Origin of the sequence: Phyllobacterium sp. YR531, assembly GCF_000282595.1 — a bacterium.
In the GTDB taxonomy this organism is placed as follows: domain Bacteria; phylum Pseudomonadota; class Alphaproteobacteria; order Rhizobiales; family Rhizobiaceae; genus Phyllobacterium.
Genome location: NZ_AKIZ01000018.1, coordinates 104,074 through 129,060 on the forward strand (window position 1 = coordinate 104,074; position 24,987 = coordinate 129,060).

17 protein-coding genes are annotated in these 24,987 nt (G+C 62.6%); 4 read left to right on the top strand and 13 right to left on the bottom strand.

Annotated elements, in window-relative coordinates; genetic code table 11:
- Positions 1 to 17 precede the first annotated feature (17 nt).
- The 3 genes from PMI41_RS12150 to PMI41_RS12160 all read right to left on the bottom strand — a co-directional run bounded on the left by PMI41_RS12150 (position 18) and on the right by PMI41_RS12160 (position 6,595).
- Positions 18 to 941, bottom strand: coding sequence for a DUF2493 domain-containing protein (locus tag PMI41_RS12150; protein ID WP_008125150.1), 924 nt, complete (start codon positions 939 to 941; stop codon positions 18 to 20).
- Between the two features lie 294 nt (positions 942 to 1,235).
- Entirely contained in the window at positions 1,236 to 2,273 is a 1,038-nt protein-coding gene (locus tag PMI41_RS12155) for a toprim domain-containing protein (RefSeq protein WP_008125153.1), read from the bottom strand.
- On the bottom strand, positions 2,273 to 6,595 hold the full coding sequence (locus tag PMI41_RS12160; protein WP_008125155.1) for a strawberry notch family protein: 4,323 nt from the start codon (positions 6,593 to 6,595) through the stop codon (positions 2,273 to 2,275). Before PMI41_RS12160 ends, PMI41_RS12155 begins: the two co-directional genes overlap by 1 nt.
- 325 nt (positions 6,596 to 6,920) lie before the next feature.
- Here PMI41_RS12160 and PMI41_RS12165 point away from each other — a divergent pair, with 325 nt between their 5' ends.
- Entirely contained in the window at positions 6,921 to 7,259 is a 339-nt protein-coding gene (locus tag PMI41_RS12165; protein WP_008125158.1) for a hypothetical protein, read from the top strand.
- Positions 7,260 to 7,299: 40 nt separating this feature from the next.
- On the opposite strand, the gene PMI41_RS12170 is transcribed toward PMI41_RS12165, so the two are convergent.
- The 6 genes from PMI41_RS12170 to PMI41_RS12200 all read right to left on the bottom strand — a co-directional run bounded on the left by PMI41_RS12170 (position 7,300) and on the right by PMI41_RS12200 (position 17,106).
- Positions 7,300 to 9,423, bottom strand: coding sequence for a ParB/RepB/Spo0J family partition protein (locus PMI41_RS12170; RefSeq protein WP_008125161.1), 2,124 nt, complete (start codon positions 9,421 to 9,423; stop codon positions 7,300 to 7,302).
- Between the two features lie 276 nt (positions 9,424 to 9,699).
- On the bottom strand, positions 9,700 to 10,416 hold the full coding sequence (locus tag PMI41_RS12175) for a SprT family zinc-dependent metalloprotease (RefSeq protein ID WP_008125163.1): 717 nt from the start codon (positions 10,414 to 10,416) through the stop codon (positions 9,700 to 9,702).
- Positions 10,400 to 13,615, bottom strand: a complete 3,216-nt coding sequence (locus PMI41_RS12180) for an HsdR family type I site-specific deoxyribonuclease (protein ID WP_008125165.1) — start codon at positions 13,613 to 13,615, stop codon at positions 10,400 to 10,402. Before PMI41_RS12180 ends, PMI41_RS12175 begins: the two co-directional genes overlap by 17 nt.
- Positions 13,612 to 14,988, bottom strand: coding sequence for a restriction endonuclease subunit S (locus PMI41_RS24245; protein WP_008125167.1), 1,377 nt, complete (start codon positions 14,986 to 14,988; stop codon positions 13,612 to 13,614). Before PMI41_RS24245 ends, PMI41_RS12180 begins: the two co-directional genes overlap by 4 nt.
- Positions 14,985 to 16,544 carry a type I restriction-modification system subunit M gene (locus PMI41_RS12195; protein ID WP_008125169.1) on the bottom strand — a complete coding sequence of 520 codons (1,560 nt, stop codon included), beginning with the start codon at positions 16,542 to 16,544 and terminating at the stop codon, positions 14,985 to 14,987. The genes PMI41_RS24245 and PMI41_RS12195 overlap by 4 nt, the downstream gene beginning before the upstream one ends.
- Positions 16,545 to 16,548: 4 nt before the next feature.
- The gene (locus PMI41_RS12200; RefSeq protein ID WP_008125171.1) at positions 16,549 to 17,106 is read right to left on the bottom strand and encodes a hypothetical protein; all 558 of its coding nucleotides are present in this window, start codon (positions 17,104 to 17,106) and stop codon (positions 16,549 to 16,551) included.
- A 252-nt stretch (positions 17,107 to 17,358) separates the two neighbouring features.
- Here PMI41_RS12200 and PMI41_RS24745 point away from each other — a divergent pair, with 252 nt between their 5' ends.
- The 3 genes from PMI41_RS24745 (at position 17,359) to PMI41_RS12210 (ending at position 21,959) form a co-directional block, all read left to right on the top strand.
- Entirely contained in the window at positions 17,359 to 17,523 is a 165-nt protein-coding gene (locus tag PMI41_RS24745) for a DUF1508 domain-containing protein (protein WP_008125173.1), read from the top strand.
- Positions 17,524 to 17,667: 144 nt separating this feature from the next.
- Positions 17,668 to 20,055 carry an AAA family ATPase gene (locus tag PMI41_RS12205; protein WP_040854729.1) on the top strand — a complete coding sequence of 796 codons (2,388 nt, stop codon included), beginning with the start codon at positions 17,668 to 17,670 and terminating at the stop codon, positions 20,053 to 20,055.
- On the top strand, positions 20,052 to 21,959 hold the full coding sequence (locus tag PMI41_RS12210; protein ID WP_008125177.1) for a UvrD-helicase domain-containing protein: 1,908 nt from the start codon (positions 20,052 to 20,054) through the stop codon (positions 21,957 to 21,959). Before PMI41_RS12205 ends, PMI41_RS12210 begins: the two co-directional genes overlap by 4 nt.
- 35 nt (positions 21,960 to 21,994) lie before the next feature.
- Here the strand turns inward: PMI41_RS12210 and PMI41_RS12215 are convergent, their stop codons facing one another.
- From PMI41_RS12215 to PMI41_RS12225, 4 genes are all read right to left on the bottom strand, one after another.
- Positions 21,995 to 23,134: a hypothetical protein gene (locus PMI41_RS12215; protein ID WP_008125179.1), complete on the bottom strand. Its 1,140-nt coding sequence runs from the start codon at positions 23,132 to 23,134 to the stop codon at positions 21,995 to 21,997.
- A 63-nt stretch (positions 23,135 to 23,197) separates the two neighbouring features.
- On the bottom strand, positions 23,198 to 23,437 hold the full coding sequence (locus PMI41_RS25195) for a hypothetical protein (RefSeq protein ID WP_162130122.1): 240 nt from the start codon (positions 23,435 to 23,437) through the stop codon (positions 23,198 to 23,200).
- Between the two features lie 28 nt (positions 23,438 to 23,465).
- Positions 23,466 to 23,969: a hypothetical protein gene (locus PMI41_RS12220; protein WP_008125183.1), complete on the bottom strand. Its 504-nt coding sequence runs from the start codon at positions 23,967 to 23,969 to the stop codon at positions 23,466 to 23,468.
- A gap of 68 nt (positions 23,970 to 24,037) precedes the next feature.
- Positions 24,038 to 24,970 carry a hypothetical protein gene (locus PMI41_RS12225; RefSeq protein ID WP_008125184.1) on the bottom strand — a complete coding sequence of 311 codons (933 nt, stop codon included), beginning with the start codon at positions 24,968 to 24,970 and terminating at the stop codon, positions 24,038 to 24,040.
- Positions 24,971 to 24,987: the final 17 nt, after the last annotated feature.

The following is a 24,987-nucleotide window of genomic DNA, read 5'->3' on the forward strand; positions in this document are numbered from 1 at the left end:
CCTGGTAGGGGCGGCGCTCACGCGCCGCCGAACTTCCAGACCGGGATGCCGAGCCTCTTGGCCTTGTCGGCGAGGTTGTCGTGGATGCCGGTGCCCGGGAAGTGCATCACGCCCTTGGGCACGATCTCCAGGATCTCGTCATTGCGCTTGAACGGCGCGGCCCGGCCGTGCTTCGTCCAGTCGGGCGCGAAGCCGATCTGCGGCACATCTCGGTTCTTGGCCCAGAGCGAGGCGATCTTCTCGGCGCCTTTCGGCGACTTGCCATGGATGAGTACCATGTCGGGATGCTTCTCGTGGACTTGGTCGAGCTTGGCCCAGATCAGCCGGTGGTCGTCATAGTCGAGCCCGCCGGTGATGACGATCTTCGGGCCCGGCGGCAGGAGCACCTCCTGGTCGGCGCGCTTCTTCGCCATCAGGAAATCGCGGCTGTCGATCATCGCCGAGGTCAGATTGCGATGGTTGACCTTCGATCCGCTGCGCGGGAGCCAGGGCTTGCCGACATTGCGCTCGTAGTGTTCGGCGGCCTGGTCGCGCATCAGCTCGAAGGCGTTCTGCCGCTCGATCAGCGTCATGCCCTCCGCGGTCAGGTGCTCCAGTTCGACCGACTTCACCTCGCTGCCGTCCTGTTCGCGCTGCGCCCGCTTCTGGGCCTGCTCGTTATCGTCCAGTTCCCGGCCGATCCGGTCGGTGGCGCGGTGGAAGACGTTGACGATCGACCAGAGGAGATCGTCGAGGTCGGGTTCGAGGCGTGTGTCCTCCAGGGTGCCGATCAGGGCGTCGAAGATGTCGGCGACGGCGCCCGCGACCTGGTTGCCGTCGGGCAGAAGCCGCTGGTCAGGCTCGTCGGCGAAGGGGCGATAGCCGTGGAGCTGCAGTTCGTTGAGGACATGGTTGGTGGGCGAGGATTCGTGGTGCGGTTCGTAGTCGTCGTGATCGCGCATGGGATGCTCCGTCGGTTGGACCGCGACCGTCGCGGCCTTCATGGCGACGAAGCCCACGGGCCGGACGGCTGGGCACCCAGAGCGCAAGCGCAGGGCTCGATGGCTAAGGCCGGCTATTTTGCCTCGCGATGGAAAGGCCCGCAGGGCCGCCGGAAAATAGTCGGCCGCCGCCATTGCCCGGCTGGCCGGCTTGTGGGCCGATCGCCCTCTCGAAGGCCGAGGCGCGGTCCCACTCCGACGGATCGATGCATCCGCCGAGCACGGCGGCGTCCCGTAGCCCCGTTCTCCTGCCGGCTATGCCGCCAGCGCTATGAAGCGGGCCACGTCCTGCGGCGCGACCTGCAGCCGGGCTTCCGTCCTCAGAGCGTCCAGGCCGAGAGTGCGGAGATCCTCGTTGAAATCGCCCAGTTCCGGCGAGATGACGATCGCCTCGATCCCGACCCCGTTGGCCCGTTCGATCAGGCTGTCACGCGCACCATCGCCGGCGGGATCATTGTCGCGGACGATGTAGAGCCGCCGCAGCGTGTCGGGGAACAGGATGGCGGCGAGATGGGCTGCAGAGAGTGCTGCCAGCATCGGCATGTCGGGCAGGACCTGCCGGAGCGACAGGACGGTCTCGATGCCTTCTCCGGCCGCCATCACCTCGCCACCCATGCCGAAACGCACAGCGTTGCCGAGAAGATCGCCCATTGCCCGCCTCGGCGTGTCGATCGGCGCCTTGTCACGGCGGTGGGGATCGAGCCAGGTGCGATGCGCTCCGGTGATCTTGCCGCCGAGGTCGGTGACGGCCGCGACCATCGCCGGCCAGGTCTCCGTCGGCGAATGCTCGTCGGGGCGATAGTAGCACCGCGGGTGGAAATTCAGGCTTCCGGTTCCGCGCACATCCGTAATGCCGCGTTGCTGCAGATACGCCTGTACGAGCGTGCCGTGGATCGGCTGCGACATGCGAACCAGTCGGCGCGCCGCTTCGGGCGAGCCATGCGGCGCCGGGCTTTGCCGCTGGTGCTCACGAGGTTCCAGCTCCGGCAACGGCATCGAGAGGAAGGATCGGGCCTCGTCGGCGACGTCCTTGAAGTCGATCAGGCCGCAGCTTTCGCGGATGACGTCGAGGAGGTCGCCATGCTCGCCGGTCGCCGCATCGGTCCATTTGCCGGCTGGTCCTTTCGGCGTGTCCTTGAGCCGGACATACATCGAGCGGCCGGGCGTGTTGCGCGCGTCGCCCACCAGCCAGTAGCCGCCCTCGCGGCGGCCGCTGGAGAGGTAATGCCGGCACACCGCCTCGGCCTGCCGGCCGAGACTGTGCGCGAGATCGGAAGCGTCCTGACGTGCCATCACGCAGCCTCCCGCTCGGAGATGCGCGCCACCGGGAAGGTGTCGAGCAGCTTGGCGAGGACGCCCGGCCCGGTGGCATCGACCGGCACGAAGAAGCGGAGCTTCCACGAGATGATCTCGCTGAACAGGCCGTATGCCCGCAGCCGGTCCCGCATCGCCTCGGTGAAGCCGGTCAGCTCTAGTCGCTGGGCGGTCATGACGCGCGCTCGGCGAAGCTGAAGGCCGTCTGCTAGATCGAGGATCGTGTTGCCGTCCATTAGCGCGACGAAGGCCTGATCCGGGGTCAGCGACGCGGCGCCGGTGGTGACGGCATTGGCCGCCCAGGCCGGCGAGACGCGGCGACCGATGATCCGCTCGCCGGCATCGGTCTGGAGCCGGTAGATGCGGGTCGAATCGTTGGGCAGCCGCTTCCAGATCGGCAACAGCAGGCCGCCGACGATATGGATCGTGCTGTCGGAGAACTCCGGCACATCATTCAGTTCGGCCCACCACGCGGCAGCGAAGGCGGCGCGATCGGCTTCCTCCCAATGACTTTCGTCCATCATGCGCAGCGGCGCGTGATGCTGCTCCATCGGCCGGATCAGGCAGACGCGGCGCTCGATCTCGCCATCGTCGAGCATCATCGACGGTGCGGGAATCTGCACGGCGGCGCGCCCCGAGCGGCCGTTGACCAGGAGCCGCGCGCGTGGATCGGAGAGATGGTCGAGCGCGTCGGCCAGGCTCGTCGGTCGATTGCGCTCGCGGCGGGTGATGGTGAGCAGCCGCGTTTGCGCGCCGGTGCCCGGATGGGTGTGGATCACTTGGCTGGCGGTAACAACGAAGCTCTCCGCCTGCAGCGTCTCGAGTCCGATGTCGTAAACGCCGCTGCGGATCGCGCCCTCGACCTTGGCGGTGAGGAGCTGTTCGAACGCTGTGAAGAGCACGCCCTGCAGGTCGATCGTCAGCGCCAGGAGCCGGTTCAGGAAGGTGGTGATCGGCGGCAGCTCATCCTTGATGCCGTTGTCATCCATGAGCTTGAGGCCGGTGGCGGACTCGAAGCGGTCGAGCGAGCAACCTTCGACCTTGCCGCGGACGAGCAACAGGAAGAGTTGGCGGAGCGCATCGCGGGCGTATGGGCTTTCCAAATTGTCCTCGGGCCGGAACAAGCCCTGGCCGCCGGTTTGGCGCTGCCCGCGCGTGATGGCGCCCAGTGTGTCAAGCCGGCGCGCGATCGTCGAGAGGAAGCGCTTCTCGGCCTTCACGTCGCTGGCGATCGGCCGGAAGAGCGGCGGCTGTGCCTGGTTGGTGCGGTTGGTGCGACCGAGTCCTTGGATCGCGGCGTCAGCCTTCCAGCCCGGCTCCAGGAGATAGTGAATACGCAGGCGCTGGTTCTTGGCGGCGAGATCGGCGTGATAGCTGCGCCCCGTGCCGCCGGCGTCGGAGAAGACGAGGACGCGCTTCTGGTCGTCCATGAAGGCAGCCGCCTCGGAGAGATTGGCTGATCCCGCCCGGTTCTCGACGGCGAGGCGCTCGCCTTTGCGCACCACCCGCCGCGACCGGCCGGTGACCTCGGCGACGACATCGGTGCCGAAACGCTGGACGATCTGGTCGAGAGCGCCGGGCACGGGCTCAAGCGATGCGAGCCGCTCGATCAGTTCGTCGCGCCGGGCGACGGCTTCCAGGCTCTCCACGGGTTGGCCGTCCCGATAGACCGGCCGCGACGACAGTTTGCCCTCGCTGTCGGAGAACGGCTCGTAGAGCTGCACTGGGAAGGAATGGGCAAGATAGTCGAGGACATATTCGCGCGGTGTGATGTCTACGCGCACATCGTTCCATTCCTCGGTCGGGATCTCGGCCAGGCGCCGTTCCATCAGGGCTTCGCCGGTCGAGACGATCTGGATGACGGCTGTGTGCCCATCGGCCAGGTCCTGCTCGATCGAGCGGATCAGCGTCGGGGTTTTCATGCTGGTCAAGAGATGACCGAAGAAGCGCTGTTTGGCGCTCTCGAAAGCCGAGCGGGCGGCGGACTTCGCCTGCCGGTTCAGCGTCCCCGTCGAGCCGGTGATGTTGGCGGCCTGCATCGCCGCATCGAGATGATTGTGGATGATGGCGAAGGCGCCGGCATAGGCATCGTAGATGCGGGTCTGCTCGGGCGTGAGCTGATGCTCGACCAGCTCATATTCGACGCCGTCATAGGAGAGCGACCGGGCCGTGTAGAGGCCGAGCGCGCGCAGGTCGCGGGCGAGCACCTCCATGGCCGCGACGCCGCCATTCTCAACGGCCTCGACGAATTCGGCGCGATTGGCGAAGGGAAAATCGTTGCCGCCCCACAGGCCGAGCCGCTGGGCATAGGCGAGATTGTGGACGGTCGTCGCGCCAGTCGCCGAGACGTATACGACGCGGGCGCCCGGCAGCTCGTGCTGGAGCCGGAGCCCCGCACGGCCTTGCTGCGACGGGGCCACGTCGCCCCGTTCTCCCTTGCCGCCACCGGCGTTCTGCATCGCGTGGGACTCGTCGAAAATGACCACTCCATCAAAGTCGGAGCCCAACCATTCGACGATCTGCTTGACCCGCGAAAGCTTCTCCCCACGGTCATCGGACCGTAGCGTAGCGTAGGTTAGAAATAGGACGCCTTCGTTCAGCCGGATCGGCGTGCCCTGCGGGAAGCGCGACAGCGGTGTGACCAGCAGGCGCTCCATGCCGAGCGCCGACCAGTCTCGTTGCGCGTCCTCCAGCAGCTTGTCCGACTTCGAAATCCAGACGGCCTTGCGGCGACCCTGTAGCCAGTTATCGAGGATGATGCCGGCGGACTGGCGGCCCTTGCCGGCGCCGGTGCCATCGCCGAGCATGAAGCCACGGCGGAAACGGATGGCGTTTGGGGCATCGTCCGGCGCGGCGGTGACGAGATCGCCGGTCTCGTCCACGGTCCAAGCGCCGGCGAGATACTCGGAATGGGCCTCGCCGGCATAGATCACCGTCTCGAGCTGGGCGTCGGACAGCAGACCATCGGTAAGGATCGGCGCCGGAAGCGTCGGGCGATAGCTCGGCTTCGGCGGAGCGACCGACGCCATGGCGGCCGATTGCACCAATTTGGTGGGGTGGGGCTGCGCGCCCGGGATGCGGATCGACTGGAGGGCATAGGCCTCGTAGATCGAGTCCGACAGGCGGCCACCCTCGAGCGGCGTCCAGTCCACGGTCTCATAGTCGAGCGACACGCCTTCGATCTCAGCCGCGCGCTGGGCGGGCGTGGTAGCTGCGGCACGGGCATGATAGCCGCGCTCGCTGCGCGGCGCGGCGTCGGGCGCGGCCTTCGGCAGCGAAACATCCATCCGCGGCGGGACACCCCGTTCGATCCAGGCGAGGAGCGTTGCCACGTCCGGCGCGACACCGGGAGATTTGGGGAAACGAGCGGCGTCCTCGGCCGGCGCCTTGTCGATGACGGTCAGGCGCGTTTCAATGGCCGTGCCGTGCTTGGCATAGACCGAGCCCGCGACCGCCGCGGTGAACACGACGCGGCCGCGCTCCTGCAGCCGTGCGAAACTGTCCCGCCAGGCCGGCAGCTCGGGCGAGAATTTCGCGCCGGTGATCGTCACCAGCCGGCCGCCCGGCGCAAGTCGCGCCAGCGCCGAGGCGATGTGGCGATAGGCGGCGTCGGCCACGCGACCGGAGACGTTCGCCATGACGGAGAACGGCGGGTTCATGATGACGACGCTGGGGATGGTGGTGGGATCGAGATGATCGTCGATCTGGGCGGCGTCGAAGCGCGTGACGGGGACGCCTGGAAAGAGAGATGCGAGAAGATCGGCGCGGGTCTCGGCCAGTTCGTTCAGGATGAGATCGGAACCGGCGATCTCCGCGAGGACGGCGAGCAGGCCCGTGCCGGCCGAGGGCTCCAGGACCCGGTCGGCGGGTGTGAGCGATCCGGCGGTTAATGCGGCCAGGCCGAGCGGGGCCGGCGTCGAGAACTGCTGGAAGGTCTCAGCTTCCTCTGAGCGGCGCGTGTGGGTCGGCAGCAGCCCGGCGATCTTGGTGAGCGCGGCGAGCCGTGCCGCCGGAGACGCGGCTTTGCGGAAAAGCGGCTTTCCGTATTTGCGCAGGAAGAGCACCGTCGCCGCCTCGCAAGCGTCGTAGGCCGTCTTCCAGTCCCAAGCGCCGCTGGCGTCGGACGCGCCGAAGGCCTGCTCCATGGCGGAGCGTAAGATCGCGGCGTCGATCACGCGGCCCTGTTCGAGATGAGGAAGGAGATGGCCGGCGGCGGCGAGAATGGCGGCGGCCGGACGCGCATCAGGCGCGAGCGGAAGCGAGGCCGCTAGAGCGGCTCCCGGGATTGGGGTGCGATGCATGGAGGATACCTCGAAAGAGCGGGGACGGACGAGCCGGTCCGGCGCTCTCTCTCGACCGGACGGGCTCAAACCTGTCCCGGCCAACCTCTAACTCTCTCGACAAACGCGCTTGAGAATTCCCGCTTCGGGACTACATTGGAGGATGTCAGGGTCGCCGTGACGCGAAGCACGGCAAGAACCGCTTGTGACGATAGTCGCAATAGCTGAACTGCCCGAACCAACGGGCCGCCGCTGACCTGCCAACGCGATTTCGCGGGCGGGTCTCGGCTGCGCGGTTCACCGATCCCGTTCCTTTTCAAAACCGCCGAACATGACGGAGAACGGAATGGGAAAGGTACTTACGTTTCCCCAGAAGATGATAGCGCCTTTGACGGTGCGGAATGGCGCGAAGCATCGCATCAGCGTCGAAGTGCGGGATGCCGTGCGTCCTCGCCGCACGCGGTGGGCCGTGCAATTCGAGGTCCAGGAGGCGGCCGGGTTCGCCGCCGTCAACGGTTTCACCGATGCGGCGGTGGCGGCCGGCTATCGGCATCGCTTCGATGTCGGTAGCACGCGGGCTGTTCGGCGGTTTGTCGCCGAAACGTCTGATCTCGTGGCTACCGGCAGGATTGCGGTTTGGATCGATGGTGTGCGTGTGCAGCCTCAGGTCAAGCGGCAAGCATGAAAAAAAAGGGCCGGAGCGGTTTGCTGCTCCGGCCCTGCAATCATTCGGCGGCAACGAGAGGTAGTTCCTCGTCCTCAACCGAGATCTCATCGTCGTCACCTACGAGGAAATCAGGAAGCGTCGAACCGTCCTCGCTGACGTTCGAGATTTCCAGCGTGGGGACATCGGCATTGTCGACCAAACGCAGCGGTTCCGGCAGCCAGCCGGTGTCGGCCAGCAGGCGCTCGGCCTCCTTGGCCATGTCGCCCTTCTTCAGATGGTCGATGAGCTGCGCGGCCTGTTCGCCGGCGCCCTCGCGGACCGCCTGCAGGATGTGGGGCTTGGTGACCCGGTTTAGGTAGTTGCCGAAGGTCGGACGCCAGCCGGCTTCGACGATATCGAGCCCGGTCGCCCTCGTCAGGCGGTCGGCCTGGGCGAGCCGCATGTCCAGCGTGTGCTGGGATATGCCGCCGGCGCTGTGCGGGTTCGGGCGCTCATAGAGGGCGTTAACGCCGTAGCTGACGCAATGCGCCAAGAGCGCCAACCGGCTGGCGTCGTCGAGGCCGGCGAGCCAATCCCACAGCGCGTCATCGTCCTTCGGGATGTCGCCAGCCCAGGCGTCGTGACGGTCCCGCACCGCGCGCGCCGACGGGCTATCCTTGAGCGTGTCGTCCTGGGCGGGGAAGAAGATGTGCTTCACCCCGGCCTCCATGGCGCCGGTATACATCCGGGTCATGAAGGTGTCCGAGACCAGCTTGTGGAGCAGCGCGGTCATCGCGACGTGCGGGTTCTCCGCGACGGCATTTCGCAGCGCGAGCGTGCGGTAGGCCGTCAGCTCGATGACCAGGCGCTCCGGCAGCGGCTTGATGATCCCATCGTCCCCATCGTCCTCGGGCCCGGCGGGCTGCCCGCCAATCGTGATGACGGCCCGCTGCACAACCGGTTCGGTCGGATCGGCGCCGGCTTCCACGACGGTCTCGCTCTCGGTCTCGATCGGCGCTTCATCCTCGGCCCGTACGTAACCGCGGTCGATGTCGAGGCTGCCGTCGTGGGCGATGCTGATGAACACGCCTGCGTGGGCGATTTCGTCGGCCTCGAAGCGCACCGGCCGGGACTCGAAAGCGGCGAGCGCCGTCTCGATCTCGCCGAGGCGCTGATCGACCTCGTCCGGCAGCTCGTCGGCGCCTTCATATTCGGCCTCGAGCTTCTGATATTCGGTGTTGAGCGCTTCGATGGTGGCCTGCTCCTCGGCAGAGAGGTTGAGTGGTTCGCCTTGCAGCTCGCGCAGGCCCCGCGTGGCGTCGTAGGGGAAGCTGACCGCGACCTCGATCCACTTCCAACCCTCGGCCGCGATCGCTTCGGCCGTGGCCTTCAGCTTCTCGGCGACCAGACGATCGAGCAGCGCCGGGTCCTGCAGCCAGCCGCCATCGTCCGATTGGAAGAGATCGCGCATGGTGACGCCGCCGGCCGCCTTATAGTCCTCGACGCCGACGAACACGGCCCGTTTGTCCGACGCCCGCACCGTGGTTTCGGTGAGCATGCGCCGGATCTGGTACGGCTCCTTGGACCAGGCGTCCTTGATCGCGCCCCAGACCAGCTCCTGCCGGGCATGGTCGCTCGACACGGTGAAGGCCATGAGCTGCTCCAGCGTCATGCCGTCCTCGGCATAGATGTCGAGCAGCGCGGGCGACGCGGACGCCAGCCGCAGCCGCTGCTTCACGACCTGGTCCGGCACGAAGAAGGCTGCGGCGATCTCCTCCTCGCTCATGCCCTTGTCGCGCATGTCTTGGAAGGCGCGGTACTGGTCGAGGGGATGGAGCGGCGCGCGCTCGATATTCTCGGCGAGCGAGACCTCTTCGGCGAGGATGGCGCTGTCGCGCTCGCGCACCACGCAGGGCACCGGCGCGATCTTGGCGAGGCGCTTCTGCTTGACCAGCATCTCCAGCGCCCGGAAGCGGCGGCCGCCGGCGGGCACCTCGAACATGCCGGTCTCGTTGCCCTCGGCATCGGCGACGGGCACGACGCTGAGACTCTGGATTAGGCCGCGCCGGGCGATCGAGGCCGCGAGGTCCTCGATCGAGACGCCGGCCTTCACGCGCCGGACGTTCGACTGGCTGAGCACCAGCTTGTTGAAGGGGATGTCACGCGAAGATGGCAGGACGATCTTTTGAGCTGCAGTAGCCATCGGGATTTACTCCGCGACGGGCGGCCGAGAGCCTCTCTCTCGACCTCCAACCCGTCACGGCAAAGCCGGTCCTCACTCTCACTCTTGGGGGGCGTTGCGGGGTCTCCCCGCAGAAGGGGGCGGTCGAGACCTGGGGCTGGGCCGCAGGGGAAAGCTTTCCCCCTCATTTCACGTCACGTTATCGCAGTCGTCCGCGCAGGTAGTTGTGCTCACCGACGAGGGAGCGAGCCGGAAGCCGCGCCCGGGTCCGCAACACCATTCGGCGCTGGTCTTCATTCAGAGCAACTCACGCTCCAACTCATCCTTCCGGCTGCGCCAGTCCGGCATTACCCGGCTCAACAAGTCTTGCCACCCGGCGCCGTGATCCGGATGCAAGGCATGTGTAAGCTCATGGGCAATGACGTAATCGATCAACGAAGGCGAGGCGCGGATGAGCTCAAGATTGAGGACGAGCGCGCCTTTGGCAGTGAAGCTACCCCATCTATGCGTCATCTGGCGGATGACCAGCCGAGGCCGTTCGATGCCAAGTCTTTCGAACGGTGGCAGCATGGCGGCCAGCCGCTCGGGGAATACACGATGAGCGTGGAGGCCGTACCAGTGCCGAAGCACCGTGCGACGGAATACCAAACCTTTGTCCTGCGGTAGCCTGAGGATGATCCGGTCGCCGTCGATACGTACGTCAACCGTCGGGTCCGGCTGGCAAAGAAGCCGATACGGTCGTCCGAGTAGGAGGTGCGTCTCGCCGCTTTCGTACTGCCGCAGGGGCGTGCGGGGCCGCCACCGGTCGAACCGGGCTTGCTGACGAACGATCCAGGCGCCACGCCGCCGCACCCGGCTGACGATGTCGGCGTCCTGCGCGTGCGTCGGGGCCGAAACGACGACTTCACCATCGGGCGTCACCGCAATACGCAAAGTACGCCGCTCGGACCGTTCCACCGAGAATGCGATCGAAGCTCCGCCCCAATCAAACGCAAGGTCAGTGGATCCGGCCATCGTCCGCCATCCGCACGCGCGCTGAGGCGATGACGTCGTCCATGATCGCGTCGAGCACCGCCGGATCGACTGCGAGTCTCCGTCGCCCGATCACCTCATCGAAGAAGAAGTCGTCGATATCGTTCCGAATTCGGTTCTCAGTGTCCCGATCGCTCTGCCAGCCAATCACGCGGTGCTGAGCAACGATCCGGGTGACCGCTTCCGCGATATCGACGGCGACGCCGTCGCGATCGAAGCCGGCCTTCGCGAGCTCGCGACGCGCGATACCCCAGAAGGCGGTTTCATGGCTCTTGCCGCGAATCGCTTCCGGTGTTGGATCGTCAGCGTCCTCGCGCCGTTCGGCGGAATCCCGGAGGCGGCGGACTTCGGCCAGGTAAGCCTTCTCTTCCAGACGGCCTCTCCGGAACGCGTCGATAGCATCCCGGATCAGCTTGGAAAACTTCTCGAAGAAGACCGGATCCTGCTCCCATTTCTCTTCGATTACCTGAAGGGCACGATGGGCAATCTCGTCGGCGATGGAAGCGTCGGAGCGAGTTTTACCCGCGCGTGCCGCCTCGATCGCGCCTTCGTCGAACACATTCAGCGGCTCGACAACTGTGATCACCTCGTGCGCAGTCACGTGCTGATCAAGCAGCGTCCGAACGCGGTGCTCATAGTCTGACCAATCTACCTTCTCCGCATAACGGGCCCGGACATGCTCCCTAAGCGCCACGAACCGCTTTTCGTCAGTCCGCCATCGTTGGAGACGCTCGGGCGGAGTTTCCTCCTGGAAGGTGCGCGACGACAGAGCAACGGTGAGACAGCGCGAGAACTGGCCAAGCCTGCGGTAGAACTCTTCCCGCAGCGCCTCGTCGATCAACGCCTTGGCGTAGGCCTCCTCGTCGAAGCGGTTCGCGACCCCGCTGAACAAATCGAGGAGCGCTGCGTGCAGTGACGGCAGACGACGGGCCTCATCTGCCACATCGGTCAAAGCTTTCGCCAAATCCTCATCGTCGAAGGCCGCGAGTGCGTCGTTCGCGCTCAGGGCGTCGCCGAGATTTCTGAGAACCCCACAATAGTCGATGATGTAGCCGAAGGGTTTCGGCGGTGCGCCGTCTTCGTCGAAAATGCGGTTCACACGGGCGATCGCTTGCAGCAATCCATGCTCTTTCAGAGGCTTGGCGAGGTAAAGGACCGTGTTGCGCGGCGCGTCAAAACCGGTCAGCAGCTTGTCGACTACGATCAGGAGGTCAGGGTCGCCTGGTCCCTTAAACGCGTCGATGATTCCTTTGTTGTAGGTTTCCTCGCCTCTGTAACGCGCCATCATGCGACGCCAGAACGCGACGACGACGTCGTCTACCCCCTCGTCGATGTCCGTGTCGCCTTCTCTCTGATCGGGAGCAGAGATGATGACTTCGGCGCTGATCTCACCGAACTCGTCGATCAGACGCTTCAAAATGATGGCGTCCCGTTTTGAGGGTGCCACGAGTTGCCCTTTCAGGCCCGAACCCTTGAAGTGTTCGGTGAAGTGCTGGCTGACATCGAACGCGATGCATTTTAGCCGCGCGGCGACGCCGGCTACTGCGCGCGGACGGCTCATCTTGCGCTTCAGGTCATTAGCCTGGGCAGAGGACAGGCCACGGGTAACGCGGTCGAACCAGGTGTCGATCGCCTGTTCATCGACGTCCTCCTCGACGTGTCGGCCTTCATAGAGCAGAGGAACAACGGCGCCATCGCCCACCGCGTCGCGCATCGAATAGACCGGGTCGAAGAGCGGTCCGAACTGGCGAAAGGTGTTCCGCTCCCGCTTGGCGATCGGCGTACCGGTGAAGCCGATGAAACAGGCTTGTGGAAAGACCTCACGCATGCGGGCGTGAAGGCTTTCAAGGTCGCCGTACTGGCTCCGATGGCTCTCGTCGACGAGCACGAAAATATCGCTGCTTCGGTCGACAACACGCCGCTTGCCGAGCGCCGCACGGAATTTGTGAATGACTGTTGTGATCACTCGGGCGCGCTCCTCAATCAACTCGATGAGGTGCTCGCCGGTTCGGGCGCGCTGAGGGGCAAGTCCGGTGGCTGCGAAAGTGCGGGCAATTTGGTCGTCGAGGTCAGTACGGTCCGTTACGAGCACGAGGCGCGCGCCCTTAACGGCGGCGGTCAGGGTGCGGGCGAGCATGACCATGGTCAGGGACTTGCCCGACCCTTGCGTGTGCCAGACGACGCCGCCGGCCCGGCGCCCGTTTTCGAGCTTCTGGACGCGGCCGAGCACGCTGTTGATCGCAAACACCTGCTGGTGGCGCGCGACCTTCTTCACTGGCCCATCGAACAGGGTGAAGCGCCGCGCCATGTCCAGCAGGCGTTCCGGCCGGAAGAGGGCGACGAGGGTCTCGTCCAGTCGCGTCGCTTCGCGGCCTTGTTCAGCTAGGGCTTCGAAGCGCCGACGGTGCGGAGCGAAGTCGTCGAATATCTGCTTTGCTTCGATGGAGTCGAGCGAACGAGCGACCACTTTCCTCGCGAAGTCGGGAGCGTCTTCCCGCTCTCTCCAGCTCGACCAGAACTTCAGGGGCGTGCCGACAGTCGCATAGCGCGGTTCGTGAGGATTGGCCGCCAGGACGAGTTGGACCGAGAAGAAAAGGTTTGGACACCCCACGTCGGCCTTTTGGTTGCGGATTGTCTGCGTGATACCTTGTTCGGTCTTCTCCCGTGACGATTTCACCTCGATCACGGCGAACGGGATACCATTCACGAATAGTACCAAGTCGGGTCGTACGGATCCCCCGCCAGGCCACTCCACCGGGTACTCTGCCGCCATGTGGAAGGCGTTCGCGCGCCAGTCGTCCCAATCGATATAGCGGAAAGGCCATTCGCGAGCCGTGTCGTCGATTGTCTGAGGCAGAGCGATGCCGAGCTGGAGGAGGTCGGTCACGACCTCGTTCGTTCGAAGCACGCCGTCATACCTGACGCCTGACAGTCGCCGGATTGCTGTTTCGATGTTTGCTTCCGAGAACAGGTGGCGTCGTTCTCGCCACGTGATGTTGTTCAGCCGGGCAAGCTGCGAACGCAAGATGTCGTTTAGGAGGACCTCACTTCTACGCCCGCTGCGCAGACGATCGGCCTGCGCCCGAGGCACATAGTGCCAGCCGAGACTTGAAAGTGTCGCGAGTGCAGCGAGTTGGGCTCCGCCTGCTTCGGAAAGTGCGAATGCGGGAGAGTCGTTCATCGCGCTATCTGGAAACGGATGGAGGGTTCTTCGGTCGCTAGCGCCGTGGGAAGGCGCGCTATTCTCCGCGAGGCTCCGTCTAGTAGCTGGAGAATAAGCTCTTTTCTCTGCAAAACCATCCGGGCGTGAACGCGCGACGAAAGCGTAAAATCGTGCTGCACGAGGTCCAGACTATTCACGATCTTATCCTGGAGTTCCGGGCTTGGGTAGGTAATCGGAAGACTCTCAAGGAAGTCAGTTGATAACCGCCCGGTGCCGTGTCCGGCACTATCGACGCGGCTCATCAGGGCTCTTCGGCGTGACTTTAGGGCGTATGCTAAAAAGCGCGCATTCATCTCGGCACCGGTGACGAGTGCTTTGATGTCCTGATTGAAGGCAAAATCGCGCGTTGTAACGCCGATGGGAATGTCTTTGAAGAGGCCCATGCCCCGAACGAGGATCAGAACTGTTCCGGACGCGGCAATACTGGCCTTGGTTGCGCCGAGCTCGCTCAACTTCTCAGTTGCATCTGTCAAGTAGAACGTCTTCAGGTCTTTGGCGGAAATCCAAGGCAGGGTCCCGCCCCATAAGCGACCATCAGTCTTTGCCGGCGTTCCACCAGAACGGATGCGTGCAAGGTCGGTCAGTTCCGACCTGTGCCACCCGCTGGGAGGTTCCCGCTCCGACTGCGCCTTACCGATAAGCTGCGCAAGGGCGGCTTCGAAACGGTCGCCCTTCGCTCGAGTCAAGTTTTCGTAAGTGTCTATCGCCCGATCCCACTTACTGAGGAGGGCGACGATGCGCCGTTGCTCGGCGATTGGTGGCAGATCGATCTCCCATTTGAACCAATCGTCGATACGAAATAACAGCTTCTCGACGTGGACACCGATGCTTGACTGAAAGCACGCCTGCTGAAAATAGATCGTATGGGAAAGTAATCTAAGGTAGTCAGGATCTAGATATTCTGAGGTGTGGAGGACTGTATATTCATTTGAAACGATCGCTCCATCGAGTTCCTCCGGAACAAGACCACAGGCTCCATGAGAGATCTGCCGCTTTGAGATCAAGAAATCTCCTTCAAGCACAAAAAACTGCGTTTTTGTCTTGATCTGATCGCCGCGCAGCGCTTCACGTCCAACGATGCCCCCGCGGCTGCGCTTGGCAGTTACGAGTTGATAGACCTTATTATCGACCACGTTGGCTGGTCGCTCCACGATCCTCAAGACATCGCCTAAGCGGAAGCGTCGCCAATTAGCGGGCGTTTTGCCCAGCTTGGGTATGCCCAATTGTACACTGGGCGGAAGCGCCGAAACGATGCGGCTCTCGTCTTGTTCGAAAATGGTGGTGAGCTCATCTGACTCGTCCGCCAACTCAAGATTGCGTAGGTCGGTCATGGGCGAATTCCAAGTGCGACAAGGTGATCGTTGATTTCAGCCCTGACGGTCGCGAGCTGTTCCTCAAGCCCTCTGATCTCGTCTTGCACGGCTTGGAGGTTGATCTCCGGCTCAGGCTCGAAGGTGTCGACGTAGCGAGGTATGTTGAGATTAAAGTCGTTTTTAATGATCTCGTCTATCGTAGCGACATACGAATATTTGGGGATGCTGCTCCGCCCCTGATAGGTATCCACTATCGCGGCAAGATGACCTTCAGAAAGCTCGTTTTGCTTTTTACCGGGATCGAAGCCGCGGCTCGCATCAACGAAGAGCACGTCTCTGACGTGTTCGCGAATGGCGCCGCTCTCACGCGAGCGATCGAAGATGAGAATGCACACCGGAATGCCGGTGGTGGGGAAGAGCTGCGCTGGCAATCCAATCACCGCGTCGAGCAAATTCTCTCTCACCAGGCTTTCGCGGATTCGCCCCTCCGCGCCTCCTCGAAATAGAACTCCATGAGGAGCCACGATGGCTACGCGGCCTTCCGCCGGGCGCGCGACTGCCAGCATGTGCAGGATGAACGCGTAATCGGCCTTCGATTTAGGTGGCAATCCGCGAGCGAAGCGGCGATGGGGATCGTTGCTCGCGCCATCTCCAATCCATTTGTCGAGGCTAAATGGCGGATTGGCGACCACCGTGTCGAACCGCATGAGATGGTCGCCCTCAAGAAGGAGAGGGTTGTTGAGCGTGTCGCCCCACTCGATGCGCGCACTGTCTTGTCCGTGCAGGAACATGTTCATCCGCGCGAGCGCTCGCGTCTGGCCGTTAGATTCCTGGCCATACAAGCGGAAGTTCTTGCTGCCGACCTCTTCGCCGGCCCGCAGCAGTAGGGCACCCGAGCCACAAGCGGGGTCGCAGATACGAGCGCCTTCCTTGGGCGCAGCCAGCTTTGCCACCAATTCCGACACGCGGCGAGGCGTGAAGAACTCACCCGCCTTCTTGCCAGCGTCCGAGGCGAAGCGTTCAATCAAATAGATATAGGCTTCACCGATGACGTCTTCTTTGATGTCGCGGAGATCGAGGGCAGCCTTGCCGAAGTCCTTCAACAGCGTTTCGAGCCGCCGATTGCGGTCTTTGGTCTGTCCGAGGTTAGCCTCCGAGTTGAAATCAATATTGCGGAAAACGCCCTTCAGTTTGGGATCGTTAGCTTGCTCAATGCCGTCCAGCGCGATGTTGATCAGCTCTCCGATGTTGTCATTCGCGCGTCGTTCAAAGAGGCTGTCAAAGGAACTGAGAAAGCGGTCGATGACCTCGCCCTTGCTGTTACGGACTTCAACTTCCTTCAGCTTGAACCGCTCACGCTCAAGCTTGCGACGGATCCTCAGCTCGCGGACATCGGCTGGATCGTCCCGATACTCCTCAGCAAACTCATCATAGTGCTTTTTCCAGATGTCGCTGATGTACTTTAGAAATAGAAGAGCAAGGATATAGTCTTTGTACTGAGTAGCATCGATCGTCCCGCGGAAGGTGTCGCAGGCAGACCAGACGGAGTTCTTAATATCGTCAATGGTAGGCATAGGTTTATCTTTCGGTTGAAACGCGTAGCGCTTCCAGGATCTGAAGATCGGCCGCCATCGCATGGCGCCCAGCTAGGTGGATCAGCAACTCGCGATGGGTTCGATGCGCGCGTGCGAGCTGACCGATCGCGCGCTGCCGTTCGAGCGGAAGGTCGGGCAGGTCGAGTTGGGCAATATCATCACGGGCAATGCGGGGCAGAGAAGCGCCAGCGGTCGACGCGCGCAGTCTGACGCCCGTTTGAGGCAACAGGAGAAAGGCCAGTAGAAATGAGGGGTCAAGTCGGGTCGCTTCCGGTCGGACCAAGTATAGATCCAGGCTCGCGTAAGCGCCGAAAAGATCCTCATCAGCCTCGGCGGCAAGCGTTCGCTCGCCTCGTGCGGCGACCAAGATGTCACCCGCTTGAATGGGTAGCGCACGGGCGACGAGCGGCCGCTCCCCGATTGTAAGATCTCTGCGAGCGCCCGCGAGATCGCGAATCTGCACGAAACGGACGGGGTCGTCCCGCAACTTGTCCGGGGCAACACCAGTAGCGATCAACGCGAACTTTGAGAGAGCGACCATGGCGGCACCTTACGCCACTACAGCAAAAAATCAAGCGAAATTCAGTAAGAGGGCTTCTCATACAGAAAAAGCCTATTGCAATCTGGTTGCAGCCGCTTCATGCTGTGCAAACGAAAACGGGCCCGGCGTTGACGCGCCGAGCCCGCTGGTCCCCAGCCGCGGCTTTGGGGCCGCAGACGCATGGGTGGTCGAACTCCTTATGTGCGTCGTGCTTCGTACTTGGTCAAGCCGCGTGAACCATGAGGACTACAAATGTACTACGAAAAGTATCGCACCGACGGCTGGCGCTGGCGCCTGGTCGCTTCCAACTGCCGCATCATCTCGATGTCGAGCGAGGCATATGTCGCCGAAGGCGATTGTGATCGCTCGATCGAGATCAACAAGGGGTCGTCGGCGGCGCCAGTCCGCCGCGCGTAACGGGAGCAGGGCGCGGGAAGTATCCGCGCCCTGTTCCACGTCCGAAGCCGCGCGCGATGGAACAAACAAATGCATATTTCGAGAAACGGCATGTAGCGCAGCTCAATGCTGGAGGTGTCCTATAGAAGGGCGGGGGGAAGTCGAGTGCATATCGAATTTTTGGAGATCGCCAATTTCAGGAAGCTTTTGTGCACGCGGGTCGATCTTTCGAGTACGACTACCCTGTTCGTCGGCGCGAACAATAGTGGCAAGACCTCAGCGATGCTCGCCCTTCGGCGTTTCCTGTCGCCCCGCCGGTGCCCATTCGAGATGCACGATTTCACCCTGTGTCATTGGCCCACAATCGTTGCGTTGGGGGAAAGCTGGATAGCTGCGCGCAACGCTGAGGAGGTCGTCGACCTCGTCGTTGATCCATGGATCAGCGCGTTGCCAACGCTGGACCTATGGCTGCATGTCGAGACAGGAGAGATGCATCACGTGCGCGATCTTATCCCGACACTGGACTGGGAAGGCGGAAGGTTGGGTGTCCGGCTGCGCTACGAGCCGAAGGAGCTCGCACTCCTGTATAAGGAGTTCATGGGCGCCGTCAGCGACGCAGAGACGATGAGGGCGGCGGCAATCGCCGCCACTGCAGCGGAGAACCCTGAAGCTGATCCGCCGGCTATACCGCCTAAGCTGACGATCTGGCCGGAAAATCTCGTCGATTTTCTCAGCAAGCGTTTGTCGACGCACTTCACCATACGGGCCTACTCGTTGGATCCTGGTCAGCTCGTTACTCCCGCCAAGTCGCTGGCGCGGCCGCAGGTCCTATCGGGCGGTTCGCGGCCGATCGACGGCGACCCGTTGGGCGGCCTGATTCGCGTCCACGACATCCCCGCGCAGCGGGGATTCGGTGAAGAGCAGCAAGCTGTTGAAGACGACAATGCCCCCGCGGCGGCGACGGGCAGCCGACTGTCAGACCAGCTAAGAAGCTATTATGCCAAACACCTCGATCCCACGAAGGGCCCCGATCCGAAGGATCTTGGCGCGTTACAAGCGATCGAAGCCGCGCAAGACGCCTTCGACAAGCGGCTGACCGAGAGCTTCAAGGCCGCGTTCACAGAGGTCGAGGGTATGGGATACCCTGGCGTGACCGACCCGCGCCCTCGTGTCTCCACACGCTTGAAGGCGATCGACGGTCTCAACCACAACGCGGCGATCAGCTTCGAGGTGGACGTGATCGCCGGCGACGGTGCGATGACACCGGTGTTGCGATTGCCCGAGGCGAATAACGGTCTCGGCTATCAAAACCTGATCTCGATGATATTCCGTTTGATGAGCTTTCGCGACGCTTGGATGCGGGTGGGGAAGGCTTCGACCGGTGCGACGGTCACCACGACAGAGCCGCTCCATTTGGTGCTCGTCGAAGAGCCGGAGGCGCATCTTCACGCTCAGGTGCAGCAGGTCTTCATCAAGAAAGCTTATGCGGTGTTGCGCGCCCATGACGATCTCGGCGAAAACAAGAAGCTACGCACCCAACTCGTGGTCAGTACCCACTCCAGCCATGTCGCGCATGAGACGTCGTTCTCGTGCCTGCGCTATTTCCGGCGACTGCCGGCGGGCATGGCGGCAAACGTACCTGTCTCGACAGTGATCAACCTGTCGGAGGTCTTCGGTCCTGGAAGCGAAACCGAGCGTTTCGTCACCCGCTATCTCAGAGCTCAACACGCTGATCTATTTTTCGCCGATGCGGCGATCTTGGTCGAAGGACCGGCAGAGCGGATGCTCGTACCTAACTTCATCCGAGCGCACTATGACGAGCTCAACCAGTGCTACATCACCTTGCTTGAGATCGGAGGAAGCCACGCGCACCGTCTCAAGCCCTTGATTGATCACCTCGGTTTGCTGACCCTCATCATCACTGACCTGGATACGCTGGATGGAACGGGTGGCGCCTCTGTCCAACCCGCGAAAGGCGCTGGTCAAAAAACCAATAATGCGACGCTGAAGACATGGGTGCCAAAGCTCGACGACGTCGATGAGCTGATGCGAGCTGATGGCGGGACGAAGACGCTGTATGAAGACGACGACCCGCTCTTTGCCGTGCGGGCCGCGTATCAGACCCCGTTGGGCGTGACGTCCCCGGGTTTTGTGGGGCCGGAGGTCGCATATCCGTATACGTTTGAGGACGCGTTGGCGTTCGAGAACCTCACCCTCTTTTCCGAACTGGATGGGACCGGCCTGGTCCGCAAGTTTCGCGATGCGATCGTGGATAGTGGCGGGGCGGCCGCGATCGGCGAGAAGATGTACCTCGCTCTCAAGAACGGCAAGAAGGCCGAGTTTGCGCTTGACGTGATGGAGGTTGAGAACTTCGACACCATCGTCGTGCCGCGCTACATCGCCGAGGGACTCGAGTGGCTACTCGCGCAGCTCAAGAAAAAGCAGGTTGAGATTCTGCCCCTGGTTAAGGAGGAGCCGCCCCCGGAGGAAGTCGAGGTTAACCCGCCGGTCGCAGAGGATGTCGGCGCCGAAATCGAAGGGGTCGACGCATGAGCGCGGTTGACGACAAATTTGATTCCGAAGCCGACGAAACGATCCTCGCCTGCTTGAACATTGAGAAGCCAAGGAGCTTCTTTCTCTACGCCGGCGCCGGATCAGGCAAGACCCGGTCGCTCGTTGAGGCGATCCGGACGGTGTGTAAGGAGCAGGGCAGGCGGTTGTCGCTATCTGGTCAGAAGATCGGGGTGATTACCTACACCAACGCCGCCTGCGACGAGATCAAGCAACGGCTCGAGTTCGATCCTCGCGTAGAGGTGTCGACCATTCACGCGTTCGCGTGGTCTCTGATTGCCGGCTACGACGGTGATATTCGGGGGTGGCTGTCGACCCGGCTCCTTGCGGATATAGCCGAGCTGGAGGAAGCACAGGCGAAGGGTCGGGCAAACAGCAAAGCCGCGTCGGACCGCGCTCGCTCGATAGAAAGCAAGCGGCGTCGCCGCGAGAACCTCGCCGAAATTACGCGATTCGTTTACAGCCCCACGGGCGACAACCGCACGCGGGACTCTCTGAGCCACGCAGAGGTCATCGCCATGACCGCCGATTTTCTCAGCGCAAAGCCTGGTTTGCGCCGGCTGCTAGTGACCCGTTTCCCAATCCTGCTGATCGACGAGAGCCAGGATACAAGCCGGAGGCTCATGGACGCGCTGCTCAGTGTCGAGGCGGGATACCACGAGGCCTTTTGCCTGGGGCTTTTCGGCGACACAATGCAGCGCATCTACGCCGACGGTAAGGAGCGTTTAGCGGAGGCGATCCCGCAGGCCTGGGCCAGGCCGCGGAAGCGGATGAACCATCGTTGCCCCACGCGGGTCATCACGCTCATCAATAAAATTAGACGGGATGAGGATGGCGAGGAACAGGAGCCACGCAGCGATGCTGGAGAGGGCGTTGTTCGGCTGTTCGTCGTCTCGCAGGCGATAGCCGACAAGAGTGCGGCCGAGGCTACCGTCGCTGCACGAATGGCGGAGCTCACGGGCGATCCGAGTTGGGCGGACGGAGCCGAAGCGGTCAAGACGCTGGCGCTGGAGCACCTGATGTCCGCGCGCCGGTTTGGCTTCGAACAATTCTTCGAGCCTCTCTACGCGGTCGAGCGCATCCGCACGAGCTTCCTGCAAGGGACGGGCGCGGGCATCGGACTTTTCACCCGCGAGATATTGCCGCTGGTCGCGGCCCTGCGCGCGGGCGATCGATTTGCCGTCGCCGCAGTCGTTCGGCGCACGTCTCCGCTCCTCGATCGTAAAGCGCTTGAAGCTGCCGGCGAGAAGCAGGTCGACATTCTCAGCAAGGTCAAGGCTGCCTGTGATGGCCTGCTGGCCCTGGTGAACAAGGATGAGAAGCCGACTGCGCGCTCGGTTTTGCGCTATGTCGCCGAAACTAACCTCTTCACGATTCCCGAGGTGCTGGTTCCGTTTTCCGCCGCCGATGCTGTCGTCGCGGACGGCGAGATTGACGCAGACGGCGATGCCGGCGACCAGGAAGAGGAAGTCGATGTCAAAAGCGAGTTGGGCGGTTGGCGGTTGGCACTTGAGGCGCCCTTCGACCAGATCGAGCGATATGATCGCTACGTTCGTGGCGTCTCGCAGTTCGACACGCACCAGGGGGTAAAAGGGCTGGAATTTCCAAGGGTAATGGTTGTCGTTAGCGACGATGAAGCCCGCGGTTTCATGTTCGCCTATGACAAGCTTTTCGAGACGAAGGCGAAGAGTAAGACCGATCTTGAGAATGAAGCGGCCGGGAAGGAGACGACCATCGATCGGACGCGACGACTATTTTATGTGACCTGCAGCCGAGCCGAGCAAAGCCTTGCCGTTGTTTACTATACTGCTGATCCGACGCTGGCGCGCGACGCGATGATTCGGCAGGAGTGGTTTGAGCCTGGCGAGATAGAACTAATCGCCTGAGCGGTTCCGTCGGCTTCGACGTTTCTGAGCCGACCCTAGGGCTGGTGTTCCTTCCACTGACGATGCTGCTCGCGCATTGCAGCCTCGGTGGCGGCGAGCCGGGCGTTGTAATCCAGTCCATTCGGGCTTTTGGCGGCGACCTCGCCGGAGGCGATAACGAGGCGCCACGCGCCGTACTCATGAAAGGGGTTGAGTCCGATGACGTTGCCGAGTGCGACGTCGCTGGGTTCCGGCGCGGACAACAGCTTGGCGAACGCTGCGATCGCAGCGTTCATGTCCCAATCCGAGACGAATAGCACTAGCGCGCATAGTGCAAGCAATGCCGTTGGCGCGCCTTTCCATCGATAGATTTCAGGCTGCCGCTTGCCGAAATCGATGCCTCCATTCGCGGCGACGAAGATGCAAAGCGAGATCGCGGCCTCGTAGTAGGGCTGGAGCTTGGTGACGTCGAACACCTCGCGCCCATGATTTTTCTGAGCGAGTTCGCTCGCTTGCCGCCACGTCGCGTCCTCGAACGGTAGCAATCCGCCCTTCACCAGTTCGAACAGATGAAAATGCTCTTCGGTGAACTGCTTTTTTGCGGCGGCTTTCCAGTCGAAGGCGGGCATCTCCGCCTGGGATGGGTGGAACTGCCAGCGCTGATGGTGGGGATGGCGCTGAAGTGCATGGGCCCAAGAGATAGCCTCCAACGGCATCGATACCGTGAAGCGGGTGGCGGATTTGAGATCGAAGAACCACTGCCGCATGCCCCGGATACGACGTTGGTCAAATATGCCTTGCTCGATGCCCTTGCATACCAGGAGCCGTATGGCTCTTGTTTCAGCGCTTTTTTCCGATCCGAAGTCGAGGAGGCTATCTTGGGTCGAACGAGTTTCGTCGTTCCCGTGGAATTCGCAGAATGGATGGTGGGCGTCGCCGCCATTCGGATCGACAAACCTGAAGTGGGCTTGCCGGAGGACTGCCTTGGATGCTCGCGACTTTGCGGGCCGTACGATGTGAGCGCCGAATTTACCGCAGGATGAGCATTGAACGTCTGCGCGGATCGCATCGCCGAACATGCTGAGAAGTTCGGCTCCGTCGCGGTCTTGCGTCGGCTGTGTGCCGGTCATCAGGATCGCGAGTTGGTCGACATCGAGTTCGCGCTCGAACCTCACGGAAAATGCAGTAGCTGGCATTTGCTCCCCCAAGCGTATTGATCGTTATGCGTCGGACCAGCGATCGGACGACGCGGCAATCCACTAAATATCAGTATTGCTGTTCGAATTGGCGTCAGTGACGATTTCAAGCATTCCTTCTGCCGCCATCAAGTCTATTGCAAGCTTCAGCGCCTCGTTTTCCGCGTCGGTAAACGCTGCTGATTTATGACGAGCGCTAAGATCAACGCTCAATTCCTCAACGAGGCGGATGATCATGTAAATGTGGAGGGCGTAGGATCGCCTTGCGAGCCCTTCGTCGGTCTCCGGGAAATAGCGGGTCATGTTTGTCGGGCCGGGCAGGCCGTCCAGTTCACCGTCCCACGCGGTCGCGCTTTGGACGATGTCGTGCCGGGACGCATGGGCAGCCGCAGAAAGGTCTCCATAGAGACGGCGGAGCGATTGCTCGAGGGCTGACATTCGGGGAGCCGCTGGGCTTTCGCCGGTTTGCACCGACCGCCTTGAGCTGGGCGAGGATCTCGAGCTCCTGGCGCAGCAGCGCGTGGGCCTGTAGATAGCGGGCCTCGGCGATGGCGCGCTCACAGGGCTCAAGGCCGATGATGAAGGCAGCAAACAGCGCATCGCGCTCGAAGGCAGTCTGATCGCCTTCAACTACGGCGCCATTGATCCGCAAGATGCCGCTTGCGAGGACGCCGGTCACGATCATGTGGGCATCGATCAGCCGACCATATGCGGCCATCGACTTGGCCTTGGCCTGTTCTCCAAAAACCTTCTGGACGGCATACAGGGTGGCAGCTGGTTGGATCAGCGCCTCCTGGTGGCGTTCGATGGCTTCCTCGTTGAGTGTCTTAGCCATCGGCGCTCAAGGCACTGAATTAGCAAGGAAGGCCGTCCCGATGTTCCATACGTCGATCGGCGTCGCGCTCATTCGGCCGCCGATGGTTCGATTTCTGGCTGCGGTGCGAGGATGTCGGTCGCTTCCCAATCCTCGCCATCAACGACGGTCACGAATTCTCGGTCCCAGACACCCCAGTGGACCGGCAATGGATGCCTAGCGAGAGGATTGTGGACATAGGTCAGCGGCCTGGTTCCGCGGGACAGATTGCCCAGGCTGACGCGAGACCACAGAACGCCGGAGACATCGGCAAAAGCCGGATCGAGGAAGGCGGTGCGCGGGATCGGCCCGCCTTGACGCGGGATCTCCGGCGCGGCGTGAAAACCTTGATCCACCACTTCGTCCGTCTCGCGGTCGATGGTGATGTAGGCGCCGCCGATCGGGAACAGGGACGACATGATCAGCGGTGGGCGCTCGGAGACATAGACCCCAAACCGGCTCGCGCTGATCGCGATGATGCGAACGTCATTCTCGCCGATGACACCTTCTCGCAGGTAGTCCTGAACTCTTTGGAATTTGGTCCAGAAGGCGCTGGTGGTCCGAAGTTGCGCCTGACGGATTGGTGCGGCGCTGAGGCCGCCGCCCTCGTTCATCGGCACAGGCCGGACAACCTGATCCGGGCCGGGGTCGCCTTCGTCCGGCGCGATGGCTTCGATCCAGATTCGGCCTTCGTCCGTCAGAACACAGAGGTCGGGTTGACCGCCCTCGCGCAGGCGTTCGGAAGCCGGCAGCAGACTGCGGCCGGCGTCGAGGAGGGTGCAGCCAAGATACATTTCCCAGAAACGGCCGTCGACGTCGCGCGCAAAGCCATGGCGGAAATCCGGATCGGCATACGGCTCGTAGCGCTCCCACATTCGCTCGATGAGGTCGTGCAATTCCCTCTCGACTGGATGGTCAGCCGTCCTGAGGTTGACGAAGCCACGATCAAGGTTTGGTCCATCGAAGTCGAAAATGCGGGTCACGATTGTCTCTCTTGAGT

Bases quoted from the DNA above. Each gene is read 5' to 3' on its own strand.
- PMI41_RS12150 (WP_008125150.1), bottom strand. From the start codon at position 941: ATGCGCGATCACGACGACTACGAACCGCACCACGAATCCTCGCCCACC.
- PMI41_RS12155 (WP_008125153.1), bottom strand. From the start codon at position 2,273: ATGGCACGTCAGGACGCTTCCGATCTCGCGCACAGTCTCGGCCGGCAG.
- PMI41_RS12160 (WP_008125155.1), bottom strand. From the start codon at position 6,595: ATGCATCGCACCCCAATCCCGGGAGCCGCTCTAGCGGCCTCGCTTCCG.
- PMI41_RS12165 (WP_008125158.1), top strand. From the start codon at position 6,921: ATGGGAAAGGTACTTACGTTTCCCCAGAAGATGATAGCGCCTTTGACG.
- PMI41_RS12170 (WP_008125161.1), bottom strand. From the start codon at position 9,423: ATGGCTACTGCAGCTCAAAAGATCGTCCTGCCATCTTCGCGTGACATC.
- PMI41_RS12175 (WP_008125163.1), bottom strand. From the start codon at position 10,416: ATGGCCGGATCCACTGACCTTGCGTTTGATTGGGGCGGAGCTTCGATC.
- PMI41_RS12180 (WP_008125165.1), bottom strand. From the start codon at position 13,615: ATGAACGACTCTCCCGCATTCGCACTTTCCGAAGCAGGCGGAGCCCAA.
- PMI41_RS24245 (WP_008125167.1), bottom strand. From the start codon at position 14,988: ATGACCGACCTACGCAATCTTGAGTTGGCGGACGAGTCAGATGAGCTC.
- PMI41_RS12195 (WP_008125169.1), bottom strand. From the start codon at position 16,544: ATGCCTACCATTGACGATATTAAGAACTCCGTCTGGTCTGCCTGCGAC.
- PMI41_RS12200 (WP_008125171.1), bottom strand. From the start codon at position 17,106: ATGGTCGCTCTCTCAAAGTTCGCGTTGATCGCTACTGGTGTTGCCCCG.
- PMI41_RS24745 (WP_008125173.1), top strand. From the start codon at position 17,359: ATGTACTACGAAAAGTATCGCACCGACGGCTGGCGCTGGCGCCTGGTC.
- PMI41_RS12210 (WP_008125177.1), top strand. From the start codon at position 20,052: ATGAGCGCGGTTGACGACAAATTTGATTCCGAAGCCGACGAAACGATC.
- PMI41_RS12215 (WP_008125179.1), bottom strand. From the start codon at position 23,134: ATGCCAGCTACTGCATTTTCCGTGAGGTTCGAGCGCGAACTCGATGTC.
- PMI41_RS25195 (WP_162130122.1), bottom strand. From the start codon at position 23,437: ATGACCCGCTATTTCCCGGAGACCGACGAAGGGCTCGCAAGGCGATCC.
- PMI41_RS12220 (WP_008125183.1), bottom strand. From the start codon at position 23,969: ATGGCTAAGACACTCAACGAGGAAGCCATCGAACGCCACCAGGAGGCG.